The organism is Ruegeria sp. HKCCD8929 (assembly GCF_013031405.1).
Classification (GTDB): domain Bacteria; phylum Pseudomonadota; class Alphaproteobacteria; order Rhodobacterales; family Rhodobacteraceae; genus Ruegeria.
The window spans coordinates 171991-185296 of the sequence record NZ_WPZY01000002.1; the positions used below are offsets into that span (position 1 = coordinate 171991).

At 65.0% G+C, this 13306-nt stretch carries 11 protein-coding genes and 1 tRNA gene; 7 read left to right on the forward strand and 5 right to left on the reverse strand.

What is annotated here, in order from left to right; all coding sequences use genetic code 11:
- The first annotated feature begins 26 nt into the window (after positions 1-26).
- Together GOX53_RS03425 and GOX53_RS03430 are read left to right on the forward strand one after the other, a co-directional pair.
- Positions 27-2318 (forward strand): xanthine dehydrogenase family protein molybdopterin-binding subunit, encoded by a 2292-nt coding sequence (locus GOX53_RS03425; protein ID WP_171173607.1) that lies wholly within the window; start codon positions 27-29, stop codon positions 2316-2318.
- Positions 2296-3372, forward strand: coding sequence for a DUF2235 domain-containing protein (locus tag GOX53_RS03430; RefSeq protein WP_171173608.1), 1077 nt, complete (start codon positions 2296-2298; stop codon positions 3370-3372). The genes GOX53_RS03425 and GOX53_RS03430 overlap by 23 nt, the downstream gene beginning before the upstream one ends.
- A gap of 85 nt (positions 3373-3457) precedes the next feature.
- Here GOX53_RS03430 and GOX53_RS03435 read toward each other — a convergent pair whose 3' ends face one another.
- Positions 3458-3943, reverse strand: a complete 486-nt coding sequence (locus GOX53_RS03435) for a PaaI family thioesterase (protein ID WP_171173609.1) — start codon at positions 3941-3943, stop codon at positions 3458-3460.
- A 58-nt stretch (positions 3944-4001) separates the two neighbouring features.
- The gene (gene metF / locus GOX53_RS03440; RefSeq protein ID WP_171173610.1) at positions 4002-4868 is read right to left on the reverse strand and encodes a methylenetetrahydrofolate reductase [NAD(P)H]; all 867 of its coding nucleotides are present in this window, start codon (positions 4866-4868) and stop codon (positions 4002-4004) included.
- A 94-nt stretch (positions 4869-4962) separates the two neighbouring features.
- On the opposite strand from metF, the gene GOX53_RS03445 reads away from it, so the two are divergent.
- Both GOX53_RS03445 and GOX53_RS03450 read left to right on the forward strand, forming a co-directional pair.
- Entirely contained in the window at positions 4963-5868 is a 906-nt protein-coding gene (locus GOX53_RS03445) for a LysR family transcriptional regulator (RefSeq protein WP_171173611.1), read from the forward strand.
- 107 nt (positions 5869-5975) lie between these two features.
- The gene (locus tag GOX53_RS03450) at positions 5976-6761 is read left to right on the forward strand and encodes an inositol monophosphatase family protein (RefSeq protein WP_171173612.1); all 786 of its coding nucleotides are present in this window, start codon (positions 5976-5978) and stop codon (positions 6759-6761) included.
- 71 nt (positions 6762-6832) lie between these two features.
- Here the strand turns inward: GOX53_RS03450 and GOX53_RS03455 are convergent, their stop codons facing one another.
- Genes GOX53_RS03455 through putA form a run of 3 tightly spaced genes read right to left on the reverse strand, consistent with a single transcriptional unit; the run spans position 6833 to position 11390 of the window.
- Positions 6833-7195, reverse strand: coding sequence for a GFA family protein (locus GOX53_RS03455; protein WP_171173993.1), 363 nt, complete (start codon positions 7193-7195; stop codon positions 6833-6835).
- 5 nt (positions 7196-7200) lie between these two features.
- Positions 7201-7944 carry a rhomboid family intramembrane serine protease gene (locus tag GOX53_RS03460; RefSeq protein ID WP_171173613.1) on the reverse strand — a complete coding sequence of 248 codons (744 nt, stop codon included), beginning with the start codon at positions 7942-7944 and terminating at the stop codon, positions 7201-7203.
- Between the two features lie 41 nt (positions 7945-7985).
- Positions 7986-11390: a bifunctional proline dehydrogenase/L-glutamate gamma-semialdehyde dehydrogenase PutA gene (gene putA, locus GOX53_RS03465; RefSeq protein ID WP_171173614.1), complete on the reverse strand. Its 3405-nt coding sequence runs from the start codon at positions 11388-11390 to the stop codon at positions 7986-7988.
- Positions 11391-11493: 103 nt separating this feature from the next.
- Between putA and GOX53_RS03470 the strand changes: the two genes are divergently transcribed.
- The 3 genes from GOX53_RS03470 to GOX53_RS03480 all read left to right on the forward strand — a co-directional run bounded on the left by GOX53_RS03470 (position 11494) and on the right by GOX53_RS03480 (position 13232).
- On the forward strand, positions 11494-11982 hold the full coding sequence (locus tag GOX53_RS03470) for an Lrp/AsnC ligand binding domain-containing protein (protein WP_171173615.1): 489 nt from the start codon (positions 11494-11496) through the stop codon (positions 11980-11982).
- A gap of 30 nt (positions 11983-12012) precedes the next feature.
- Complete coding sequence (locus tag GOX53_RS03475; protein WP_171173616.1) at positions 12013-12579, forward strand: tetratricopeptide repeat protein; 567 nt, start codon at positions 12013-12015, stop codon at positions 12577-12579.
- Positions 12580-13159: 580 nt separating this feature from the next.
- Positions 13160-13232 (forward strand) — tRNA-OTHER (locus tag GOX53_RS03480).
- Positions 13233-13306 lie beyond the last annotated feature (74 nt).

Consider the following 13306-nt stretch of genomic DNA (forward strand, 5'->3'; position numbering starts at 1 on the left):
CTGAGGCAGTCGGAAAGGGGCGCGGGATGGAGAAATTCGGGAAAAGCCAGCCGGTCAAACGGGTCGAGGATGTGCGCTTTCTGACCGGCCACGGGCGGTATCTGGACAACACCATGCCCGAGGGTGCGCTGTATGCCATGTTCTTTCGCAGCCCGGTGGCGCATGGGCAAATTGCCGCGCTGGATCTGGACGCCGCGCGTGAGGCCGAGGGCGTGCATCTGGTGATGACGGTCGATGATCTGGCGGCAGCGGGCATCGACACGGTGATGAGCGCGACCGTGGTGCCCAACCGCGACGGCTCGAAAGGGGCCGCGCCAGCGCGCCACATGCTGGCCAAAGATCGTGTGCGGTTCGTGGGTGAGCCGGTGGCCATGGTCGTCGCCGAGACCCTCGAACAGGCGCGCGATGCCATCGAGCTGATCTGGATGGAGACCGACGATCTGCCTGCCAAGATGGATCTGGCGCCGGGCGGGGAGGTGATCCACGCGCAAGCGCCGGACAATCGCGCCTTTGACTGGGGCATGGGCGACGAGGCGGCGACCGATGCAGCGTTTCAGGCGGCGGCGCACGCGGTGTCGCTGAGCATTCATGACAACCGGGTCATCGTGAACTCGATCGAGCCGCGCGGTTGCCATGCGGAATGGCGCGACGGGCGGCTGCATTTCTATTACGGCGGGCAGGGCGTCTGGGGGATGAAGGCGCAGCTGGTCGAGAAGCTGAAGATCGGTGCCGATGATCTGCGCGTGGTCACGCCGGATGTGGGCGGCGGGTTCGGCATGAAGGCGATGCCGTATCCTGAGTATTTCCCGGTGGCTCATGCGGCACGGGTGCTGGACCGCCCCGTGCACTGGATGTCCGAACGCACCGAGGCGATGCTGACCGACAATCATGGCCGCGACCTGACCTCGGTCGCCGAACTGGCCTTTGATGCCGATCACCGGATCACCGCCTACCGGGTGAAAACCCTCTGCAACATGGGCGCCTATAACAGCCATTTTGCGCAGGCGATCCAGACGCAGCTGTTCAGCCGGGTGCTGATGGGGGTCTACGACGTGCAGACCACTTGGCTGCAGGTCGAGGGGATCTATACCAACACCACGCAGGTTGATGCTTATCGTGGTGCCGGGCGGCCCGAGGCGATCTATGTGCTGGAGCGGATGATGGACCGCGCCGCGCGCGAGTTGGGGGTCGATCCGTGGGACCTGCGGCGCCGGAACTTCGTCCGGCCCGAGGCCTTTCCTTACAAGACCGCCACTGGCGAGACCTATGATGTCGGCGATTTCGACAAGCTGCTGAGCCGGGCGCAGGAGCAGACCACGGGCTTTGCATCCCGCAAGGCGGCGGATGCCGAACGCGGCCTGCTGCGGGGGCAGGGGATCTGTTACTATATCGAAAGTATTCTGGGCGATCCTTCGGAAGGCGCGAAGGTGGAGTTCCATGAGGATGGCAGTGTGAGTCTCTATGTGGGCACCCAATCGAACGGGCAGGGTCATGAGACGGTCTATGCCCAGTTTCTGGCCGACCAGACCGGTATCCCGGCGGAGCGGATCACCGTGGTTCAGGGCGACAGTGACGGGATGGCACAGGGCGGCGGCACCGGTGGGTCCCGCTCGGTCACCACTCAGAGCCATGCGACGCTGGCCACGGTGGACACTATTGTTGCCGCATTCACGCCCTATCTTGCCGATAAGATGGGGGTCGAGGAGAGCGCTGTGAGCTTTGACCACGAAACCTTCCGCGCGCCGGGGTCGAACCTGACGCCTACGCTGCTTGAGGCGGCCGAGATGGCGCGGGCGGACGGGCGGTCGGAGCTTTTACGGCACGAGGCCCGGGCCAGGCTGCCCGGGCGCAGCTATCCCAACGGCGCCCATGTTGCCGAGGTCGTGATCGATTCTTACACCGGCGAAGTCAGCGTCGACCGCTACACGGTCGTCGACGATTTTGGTAATCTGATCAACCCGATGCTGGCCGAGGGGCAGGTGCATGGCGGGGTGGCGCAGGGCATCGGTCAGGCGCTGTGCGAGCATGTGGTGCATGATGCGGATGGACAACTGCTCACGGCAACGTTCATGGACTACGCCTTGCCGCGCGCGGGCGACGTGCCCATGATTGGATTTACCTCGGTGCCGGTTCCATCCACAGCCAACCCGATGGGAATGAAGGGCTGTGGCGAGGCCGGAACGGTGGGCGCGCTGGCCGCCGTGGCAAATGCGGTTCAGGATGCGCTCTGGGAACGCGGGGTGCGGCAGGCGGATATGCCGTTCACACCCCTCAAGGTATGGGAACTGTTGAAGGATGAACCTGTCGCGGCTGAGTAGACGAATTCTCGGGTGGCTCGGACGGCCCTTGCGGTCCGAGCATTCCGCCGAGACGCAGCATCGCGAACCGCTGGTTCACGTGATCATCCTCGACGGCACCATGTCGACGCTGGAACCGGGGTACGAGACCCATGCCGGGCAGCTCTACCGCCTGCTTTGTGCCATGGGCCCGCGCGTGTCAATCTTTTACGAGGCCGGGGTGCAGTGGCAAAGCTGGCGCCGCACCACGGATGTGGTGATGGGCAAGGGCATCAACCGCCAGATTCGGCGCGCCTACGGTTATCTCGCGTCGCGCTACAAGCCGGGCGACAAGATCTTTTTCATGGGCTATTCCCGGGGCGCCTATGGCGTGCGCAGCCTGGCCGGGGTGATCGACATGGTGGGTCTGCTCAAGGCCGAGCATGCCACGGTGCGCAACATCCGGCAGGCCTATCGCCATTACGAATGCAATCCGCGCAGTGCCCACTCGGCCGAGTTCTCGCGCAGGTTCTGCCACGAGGATCTGCAGATCGAGATGATCGGGGTGTGGGACACGGTCAAGGCGCTGGGCATGCGCCTGCCGGTCCTGTGGCGCTTTGCCGAGGCGCGGCATGCCTTCCACAACCACCAGCTCGGCCCCAGCATCCAGCACGGCTATCACGCGCTGGCGCTGGATGAGACGCGCGAGGTGTTCCAGCCTGTCCTGTGGCAATGCTCGCCGGGGTTCAACGGCCATGTGGAACAGGTCTGGTTCCGGGGCACCCATGGCGATGTCGGCGGGCAACTGGCGGGGCACGAGGACGCGCGGCCGCTCTCCAACCTGTCGCTGGTCTGGATGCTGGAAAAGGCCGAGGCGCATGGCATGCCGCTGCCCGAGGACTGGCGCGAGAGCTTCCCAACCGATACCGAGGCGCCCTCGGTCGGCACCTGGCGCGGCTGGGGCAAGATTTTCCTGCTGCGCCGCCACCGCACCATCGGGCGCGACCGTTCGGAACGGCTGCATGAAAGCGTGCGGCCCGAAACCATGCCCGCCCCGCTAGCCGAGGACTTCATGCGCAGTTCACGGGCCCAATAGACACCCCGCCCGCTTCTTCTTGCCAAAAATACGCAAATCCGACCTGTCCGTCCGCGCCGGCGTCGGAGAGGATCGAACTACCTGATCACCCGCGCGGCAGATTCAGAACGATGCAGGTGGTCGATCCGGTGGCATAGAGGCGGCCATCCTCGACGCCGCGGATCTCGCCATGGGCGATGCCGGTCGAGCGGCCCACATGATCGGCCTCGCCCACGCATTCGACCTCGAGACCCAGCGGAATGCCGCGGATGATGTTGATCTTGTACTCCAGCGTCGTGTAGGCTGCGCCGCGCGGCACGCGGGTCTGGACGGCGCAGGCCATGGCACTGTCCAGCAGCGTGCCGTACCAGCCGCCATGCACCGAGCCCAGCGGGTTGCACACGTCGAATGTGGGGGTGCCGCGAAAGGCCACGCGGCCCTCTTCGACCGCGTGCAGCTGATAGCCCAAGGTCTTGCCGATGGGCGGGGCGGGCAGGCGGCCTTCGAGGATGCCCTGAATGAATTCCAGCCCGGACATGGTGCCCATATCCGCAGGCCCCAGCAATTCCTCGACCCCTTTGGCGTAATGCATCGCGCGCGCTCCCCTTGGTTCTGGGGAACGCTAGCAGCGGGGGACGTGCGGGCAAGTCTTACGCGACGTTCTGCAATTCGACCTTCGGCACGACGCCCAGGGCATGGCAGACATCGCGGGTCAGTTCCGGGCGGTTCAGGGTGTAGAAATGCAGCTTGTCCACGCCACCCTCGATCAGGTCCGAGCACAGCTCGGTGCAGATCGCGGTGGCTAGCAGATCCTCGCGGTCGTCGCGCACGGCTTTCTCGAAGGCGCGCTCGACCCAGTCGGGGATATGGGCACCGCAGCGGCGGGCGAAGTTGCGGGCGCCGTTCCAGTTCTCGATCGGCAGGATGCCCGGGGTGATCGGCTTGTCGATCCCGGCCTTTTCGCAGGCATCGCGGAAGCGGAAAAAGGTCTCGGCCTCGAAAAAGAACTGGGTCAGCGCCTCATCCGCGCCCGCGTCCAGCTTGGCCTTGAGCCAGTCCACATCGGCCGCCGCGCTGGGGGCCTCGGGGTGGATGTCGGGATAGGCGCCGACGCGGATGGTGAACTTGCCGGTCTCGGATAATGCCTCGATGAGTTCCACCGAATTGGCGAAGCCGCCGGGATGCGGCTGGAACCGGCCCTCGCCCTTGGGCGGGTCGCCGCGCAGGGCCACGAGGTCGGTGACGCCCGCCTCGGCGAAACTGTCGGCGATGGCCAGTGTCTCGTCCTTCGAGGCGCGGACACAGGTCAGATGCGCGGCCACGTTCAGGCCCGAGGATTTGTGCAGCGTCGCCACCGCCTCGCGCGTCAGTTCGCGGGTGGTGCCGCCTGCGCCATAGGTGACCGAGACGAAACGCGGCCCGAGCGGTGCCAGCGTCTGCACCGTGTCCCACAGGCGGAACGAGGCCTCGAGTGACTGGGGCGGGAAGAATTCGAAGGAAATTTCGGGCGCAGTCATGGTTTCTCTCACTCTCACATTTCCACCCTTGTCGCATGTGCGGCATTGTGAGACAAACTCATATTCCTCAAGAACAACATGAGTCTCGCGATAGATGCATATCGAGTTCCGCCACCTGCGCACGATCAAGGCGATCCATGAATGCGGCGGGCTGGCCCGCGCTGCCGATCAGCTGAACATCACCCAGTCAGCATTGAGCCATCAGATCAAGGGGTTGGAGGATCAGGCCGGGGTCGAGCTGTTCCTGCGCCGGTCCAAGCCGATGAAGCTGTCGGCGGCGGGTCTGCGCCTGCTGCGGCTGGCCGAGCAGATCCTGCCGCAGGTCGAGGCGATGCAGGCCGAGTTTTCCTCGCTGCGCGACGGGCGCACGGGCCGGATGCATATCGCCATCGAGTGCCACGCCTGTTTTGAGTGGCTGTTTCCGGTGCTGGAGGCGTTCCGCAAGTCCTGGCCGGACGTGGATGTGGACATCCGTCCGGGTCTGGCCTTTGACGCGCTGCCCGCGTTGCAGAAGGAAGAGGTGGATCTGGTCGTGTCCTCGGACCCCGAGGATCTGCCGGGTGTCGAGTTCGTGGAACTGTTTGACTATAATGCCGTTTTCGTCGCCGCCTCGTCGCATCCCTTGGCGGAAAAGCCGTATATCGAGGCCGAGGATTTTCGCGGCCAGACCCTGATCACCTATCCGGTCGAGCGGACCCGGCTGGACGTGTTCAGCCAGTTGCTGATCCCGGCGCGGGTGGAGCCGGCCTCGATCCGGCAGGTGGAATTGACGGCGGTGATCCTGCTGTTGGTCGCCTCGAACCGGGGGATTTCGGTGCTGCCCGACTGGGTGGTGCGTGAGGTAAAATATAACTCGGATTACGTGACGCGGCCCTTGACGGAGACTGGCATCACAAGGCGGCTTTATGCGGCGGTGCGCAGCGAGGATCTGGAAAAACCGTTCGTGCAGGAGTTGGTGAAACTGGCGCGTAGCGAGGCGACGAAGCTTCAGGCGCAATAGGGCCGTCTGCTTGGGCAAAACCGTTGGGGCAGCTATGCACATCATGCCCCTTGGCAAGCCGGGCGCGCGCCAGTATACGCGCGGCTTGACCGAACAGGAGCTCCCCGATGATTGGCAGTGCAAACCTCAACATCATGATCAAGGCCGCGCGCAAGGCGGGCCGGTCTTTGGTGAAGGACTTTCGCGAGGTCGAGAACCTGCAGGTGTCTATGAAGGGGGCGGGCGATTTCGTGTCCAAGGCCGATATCGCCGCCGAGAACATCCTGAAGGAAGAGTTGCTGGGCGCGCGTCCAACCTATGGCTGGCTGGCCGAGGAGGGTGGTGAGGCCGCGGGTGAGGATCCGACGCGGCGCTGGATCGTCGATCCGCTGGACGGGACCACCAACTTTCTGCACGGGCTGCCGCACTGGGCGATTTCGATTGCGCTGGAGCACAAGGGCAAGATCGTGGCGGGCGTGATCTATGACGCGGCCAAGGACGAGATGTATTTTGCCGAGAAGGGCGAGGGCGCCTGGATGAACGAGACCCGCATTCGGGTGTCGGGGCGTCATCGGATGATCGAGTCGGTGTTCTCGACCGGTTTGCCCTTTGGCGGTCGTTCGGATCTTCCCGCGACGCTGCAGGATCTGGCGCGGCTGATGCCGGTTTGTGCCGGGGTGCGGCGCTGGGGCGCGGCGGCGCTGGACATGGCTTATGTGGCTGCTGGCCGCTATGAGGGGTTCTGGGAGCGGCGTCTGAACGCCTGGGATCTGGCTGCGGGGATCATCATCGTGAAGGAGGCGGGCGGGCTGGTGCAGCCGCTCGATCCGGAGAGCGATATTCTGTCGAGCGGCGAGGTGATCTGTGCCAATGAGCCGATCTTTGACAATTTCGCCAAGGTGATCCGGGGCTGACCGGTATTCCGCCGCGGGGCGGCGGAGCCTCCGGCGGGAGTATTTGGAAAAAGATGAAGGGCGCGGTGCGTCTATGCCTGGCGGTCCAAGGGGTGGTTGACGCCGTCGGTCCAGGGGATGTCTCCGTGCGTGCGCGGGTTGGCGCCTGCGATGCAGCCAAGATTGACGCCGCATTCCAGCGGATTGGCGCGGCGCTGGTGGTGGGTGTAGATGCCGCAAGTCTTGCAGAAATAGTGTTTTGCCGTGTGGGTGCCCCAGCTGTAGAGACTGAGATTGCCCTTGCCTTTCAGCACCTTGAGCGAGGCGGCGATGGCGGTGACGGCGGCTGCGCCCCGGCGGATGCAGAAGGAGCAGTCGCAGCGGGCGGCGGAGGCGAGGCCGTGCGGAAACTCGGCTTCGATCTCGACCGCGCCGCAGTGGCAGGTGGCTTTCATCCGGGTCATTTTCGGGGGATCCTTGGGATGCGCGAGGGGGAGAGTTTGTATTTGTGCTCGGGGTGTGGCGGGTGGCCGTGGGTGCGGTTCCAGTAGGTCGTGCCGCCGCGTTTCAGCCAGAGCGGGATGCAGAGGGCGAGGCCGACGAAGAAGCCGCCCGCATGCGCCCAGTAGGCGACACCGCCCTGATCGGGGTCTGAACTGACGCCGCCGAGGAATTGCATGCCGAGCCAGACCCCCAGCATGACGAAGGCGGGGATCGAGAATATACGGAAATAGATGAGGAGAATCAGCAGGATATCGACGCGCGCCCTGGGGAAGAGCAGCAGGTAGCCGCCCATGACCCCGGCGATGGCGCCCGAGGCTCCGACCGTCGGGATGACCGATGAGGGGGAGGCCAGGACGTGGATCAGCCCGGCGCCGATGCCGCTGGCGAGGTAGAAGAGCAGGAAGGGGATATGCCCCATCTCGTCCTCGAGATTGTCGCCGAAGATCCACAGAAACAGCATGTTGCCCGCCAGATGCATCCAGCCGCCATGCAGGAACATCGAGGTGACGAGCGTCTCGAAACTGAACCCGTCTGCGATGCGCGCGGGGATGATGGCGTAGTCGAAGAAGAAGCGGTTGATCAGGCGGTCGTTGTCCATCATCCCCACATAGCTGAGGAAGATCAGGATGTTGGCCGCCATCAGCAGGTAGACGACATAAGGGGTTCGCCCCGAGGGGTTGTGATCGCGGATCGGTAGCATGGGGCGACGCTGGGCTTTTCACGGCCCAGCGTCAAGGTGGGTTATGCGGCTCCGCCCAGCAGCGCCGCGTTGCCGCCCGCTGCGGTGGTGTCGACGCAGACATGCCGTTCGCCCATCACCCGGGCGCGGTCGGGGTGGCCGGGGATCAGCGGCAGGATCGGGCCGGGGCGGCGGGCGAGGCGCCGTTCGATCTCGCGCGCGGTGTTCTCGTCGCCCCACCAGAGGACGCCCGAGATGCCGTCGAAGTTTTCGAGCCGGTGCAGGTCGAGCTGGCCGGTGGCGCGGATCGCGGTGCCGCCCATGTTCTGGATGACCTCCGCCTGTTTCCGCACGGTCTCGGCGCCCGGGCCGAGGCAGAGGAGGGGCGGGCGGGGTGTTTCGCTCAGCCGGTTCGACTCGCCGGTGGGGCCGGGCAGGGTTTCGGTGCGGGTTGCGGCGGGGGTGCCGGTGGGGGCGGGTAGATCGGCCATTGTGCCGGTCCACGCGTCAGACGAGGACTGCCGGTCGGGGGCGCAGAAGCGGGCCATGTAGTTCGGGCCGCCCGCTTTGGGGCCGGTGCCCGAGAGGCCCTCGCTCCCGAAAGGCTGGCTGCCGACGATGGCGCCGATCTGGTTGCGGTTGACGTAGATATTGCCCGCATGCACCGCCTCGGTGATGTGCTGCACCCGGTCGTCGATCCGTGTGTGCAGGCCGAAGGTCAGGCCGTAGCCGGTGGCGTTGATATCGGCGATCACTGTGTCGATCTCTTGCGCCTTGAAGCGGGCGACGTGGAGGACGGGGCCGAAGATTTCACGTTTCATCGCTGCGATGCCGGGGATTTCGATCAGGGTGGGGGCGATGAAGGTGCCGTCGGGCGGGGTGGGCATCTCCTTGAGAACCCGGCCTTCGGCGCGGGCCTTGGAGACATGCTCGGCGATGCCTTGATGGGCTTGCGCGTCGATCACCGGGCCGCAATCGGTCGAGATCGGCCACGGATCGCCCACGCGCAGCGCGTCCATCGCGCCTTGCAGCATGGTCAGCACATCCTCGGCGATATCCTCTTGCACGTAGAGGCAGCGGAGCGCCGAGCAGCGCTGGCCCGCCGACTGGAAGGCGCTTTCGATGATGGATTGCACGGCCTGTTCGGGGAGGGCGGTGGAATCGACGATCATTACGTTCAGGCCGCCGGTTTCGGCGATCAGCGGGGTGCCGGGGGCCAGGTTCTCGGCCATGGCGGCGCGGATTTTCTGCGCGGTGGCGGTGGAGCCGGTGAAGGCCACACCCGAGACGCGCGCATCCGAGGTCAGGGCGGCACCCACCACTGGGCCGCCGGGCAGCAGTTGCAGGGCGGTGCGGGGCACACCGGCCTCGTGCAGCAGCTGCACGGCGCGATGCGCGATCAGCGGCGTTTGCGGCGCCGGTTTTGCCAGCACCGCGTTGCCGGTGGCCAGGGCCGCCGAGATCTGGCCGGTGAAGATGGCCAGCGGGAAGTTCCAGGGCGAGATGCAGGTGAAGATGCCAGCGGGCGCGGCATCGGGGATGTTGGCGGCGTAGTAGCGCAGGAAATCCACCGCCTCGCGCAGTTCGGCCACGGCATCGAGCAGGGTTTTTCCGGCCTCTCGGGCGAGCAGGGCAAAAAGCTCACCGAAATGCGCCTCGTAGAGGTCGGCGGCCTTGTTGAGGTCGGCGGCGCGGTCTGCGGCGGGTGCGGTCCAGGGGGCGGCGGATGCGAGTGCGGTTTCGACATCCGCGGCGCTGGCCGGGGCGACGGCGCCGGGGGTGTCCTGCGGGTTGGCCGGGTTGATCACGGGCTCGTCGCTGTCCGGGGCCTCGCTCGCGGCCAGCAGAGGACGCGCGTACCAGTGGTGCGCGCGGAAGGCGTCGCGCGCCGCGTCGATTTCCGTCAGCGTCGGGGCATGGGTCAGGTCGAAGCCGCGCGAGTTGGGGCGCTCGGGGGCGAAGAGCTCAGGCCCTTTCGGCAGCGGATTGGCCGGGTGCAGCACGGTTTCGAACGGATCGGCGGCGACCTCTTCGGGCGGCACGTTCTCGTCCACGATCTGGTTGACGAACGAGCTGTTGGCGCCGTTTTCCAGCAGGCGGCGGACCAGATAGGCCAGCAGGTCGCGATGGGCGCCGACCGGGGCATAGATGCGGCAGCGGGTGTTCTGCTGGTCCTTGACCAGCCCGTGCAGCGTCTCGCCCATGCCGTGCAGGCGCTGGAATTCGTAAGGTTGCCCGTCCTGCGCCATATGCAGGATGGCGCTGACCGTATGGGCGTTGTGGGTGGCGAATTGCGGGTAGATGCGGTCGGTCATGGCCAAGAGCTTGCGGGCATTGGCGATGTAGGAGATGTCGGTGGCCGCCTTTTGCGTGAAGACGGGGAAACCATCGACGCCTGCGACCTGCGCGCGCTTGATCTCGGTATCCCAATAGGCGCCCTTGACCAGCCGGGCCATCAGCTTGCGGTCGTGGCGTTCGGCCATCTCGTAGAGCGTATCCAGCACCAGCCCGGCGCGGGGGCCGTAGGCCTGTACCACGATGCCGAACCCGTCCCAGCCCGCGAGCGCCGGTTCGGCCATCACCGCCTCGATCACCTGCAGGGACAGCGACAGGCGGTCGGCCTCTTCGGCGTCCACGTTCAGGCCCATGCCTGCGGCCTTGGCCAGCAGCGCCAGCGCGCGCAGGCGGGGCATCAGTTCCTCCATCACGCGCGCCTCCTGCGCCACCTCGTAGCGGGGGTGCAGGGCCGAGAGCTTGACCGAGATGCCCGGATTGGCGCGGATGTCGTCACGGGTGCAGGCCTCGGCAATCGCGGCGATGGCGCGGGAATAGGACAGGTGATAGCGGGCGGCGTCGGCCTCGGTCCGGGCGGCCTCGCCCAGCATGTCGTAGGAATAGGTGTAGCCCTTGTCCTCCATGCCCTTGGCGCGGTCCATGGCCGAGCGGATGGTTTCGCCCAGCACGAACTGGCGCCCCATCTCTTTCATCGCATGGCCGACGGCGGTGCGGATCACCGGTTCACCCAGCCGCTTGATGGCGCTGCGCAGGGCGCCGACGGGCGAGGATTGGTCATCGTCCAGCACCTTGCCGGTCAGCATCAGCGCCCAGGTCGAGGCGTTGACCAGCGACGAGGAGGAGCGGCCCAGATGCTTGCCCCAGTCCGAAGGCGCGATCTTGTCCTCGATCAGCGCGTCGATGGTGTCGGCGTCGGGCACCCGCAAGAGCGCCTCGGCTAGGCACATCAGCGCCACGCCCTCATCCGTGGAGAGGCCGTATTCGGCGAGAAACACCTCCATCAGCCCCGGCGCGGTGCTGGAGCGGATGTCGCGGACAAGCTGGGCGGCAGAGGTGCAGATGGCGGCGCGGTCCTGCGGGGACAGGGCGGCCTGTTCGGTCAGCGCGGTCAGGGTGGCCGACTGATCGGCGTAGGTCTGGCTGTCGATCTTGGTGCGCAGGGCGTGGGTCATGGGGCCTCCGGTCGTTTTGCGTAGGATATCGTGAATTTTGCGGGATAATCGCCTGAAATTTGTGTATCTGAGAGCGTGATGCCTGAAATGAGGGGATAGAACGGTGCAAATGGACTTTCCGGGGCTGGATCGCTTTGATCAGGCGATTCTGACGGCGCTGGCCGGGGATGGCCGGATGTCGATCGCCGATCTGGCGCGCCGGATCGGTCTGTCGAAATCCCCCACGCAGGCGCGGCTGCGGCGGTTGGAGGCCGAGGGGATCGTGACCGGCTACCGCGCGCTGATCGATCCGATCCAGCTGGGGCTGGACCATGTGGCCTTTGTCGAGGTACGCCTGACCGACACGCGGGAAAAGGCGCTGGCCGAGTTCAATGCGGCGGTGCGCCGGGTCGGCGAGATCGAGCAGGCGCATATGATTGCCAGCAATTTCGACTATCTGCTCAAGGTGCGCACCCGGTCGATGTCGGAGTATCGCACTGTTCTGGCCGAGAAAATCTCGTCCCTGCCGCATGTGGCCAACACCTCGACCTTTGTGGCGATGGAGGCGGTGAAGGAGACCGGCCTGCTGGGGCCGCTCGAAAACGTGAGTTGACCGGGGGTCATTTTACGTCAGCATCGGGGCATGAGATTGTGGCCTCTGCTTTTGTGTCTGCCGGTGTGCCTTGCCGGCGCCGTGTTTGCCGATACCTGTCCGGACGCGCCGGATCACAGTGCGGGGCTGGACGATCTGATCGCGCAAATCCAGCAGGCGGAGAGCGAGCAGGAGGCGCGGGTTATCTCGAACCAGATGTGGGCGTTCTGGGCGGATGCGCCGGATGAGCAGTCGCAGGCGATTCTGGACCGGGGCATGTCCCGGCGCGAAGCGTGGGATCTGCTGGGCGCGCTGCAGGATTTCGACAGGCTGGTCGAATACTGCCCCAACTATGCCGAGGGCTATAACCAGCGCGCGTTCGTCAATTTCCTGCGCCAGGATTTTCCGGCCGCACTTGTCGATCTGGACCGCGCCATCGCGCTTTCCCCGCGCCATATCGCGGCGATCAGCGGGCGCGCCCTGACACTGATGGGTCTGCGGAGGTTGGACGAGGCGCGCGACGCGATGGCCGAGGCGCTGGCGCTGAACCCCTGGCTGCCGGAACGCGGACTGGCGGCCCCCGGCGGTCCATTAGCGCCACCGGGGCAGGACCTCTGATAGTCCTTTGACCGTCTGGAAAAATTTTTAATGGTATCACGACATATCAAGTTGAGCTTCACCTCGTCACTGGTTAGAGCTAAGGCATCCTTTCCGGGATGATCTGCGGGCGTGATGGAATGGTAGACATATCGGACTTAAAAACCCCTTTGTCTACAAAAGTTGGGGTTTCGGGCGAGAAAAATGCGTCATGGTTTCAATAAGATCATGAGGGGAAGGAAGAGGGGCAATTTTGAAGTAGCGATCTGGGTGTCATAGGGGAGCCAATGGCGATGTAGGTGCTGGCCAAAGGCTGGCTGCTGTGAGATACCAGCTCAAGATGCGGACGTGGTGGAATCGGTAGACACAAGAGACTTAAGCCATGTTTTGAGTGCCTCGGCGGAAACGTCGGGAGTAGAACTGCTCAAATTCGGGGAAAGCTAACGACTTAAGTAATGGTCCAAGCCAATCCCGAGCCAAGCCGAATGCGATGTGGTTCGTTGACGGAAGGTGTAGAGACTAGACGGGCAGCGCCTAAGGTCAGGTTACTGGCTATGGTGAAGGGATAGTCCAGACCACAAACGGCGCGATTGCGTCGGCGGCGAAAGACGTAGTTGGTAAGAAAATCTCTCGATCGTATGATCGTGCGGGTTCGAGTCCCGCCGTCCGCACCAAGTTCTGCGAAGGCCAGCTAAGTTCGCTCTTTATCCTCCGAAGGCGAAGGCCACAGGTTCGAATCCTGTCGGGT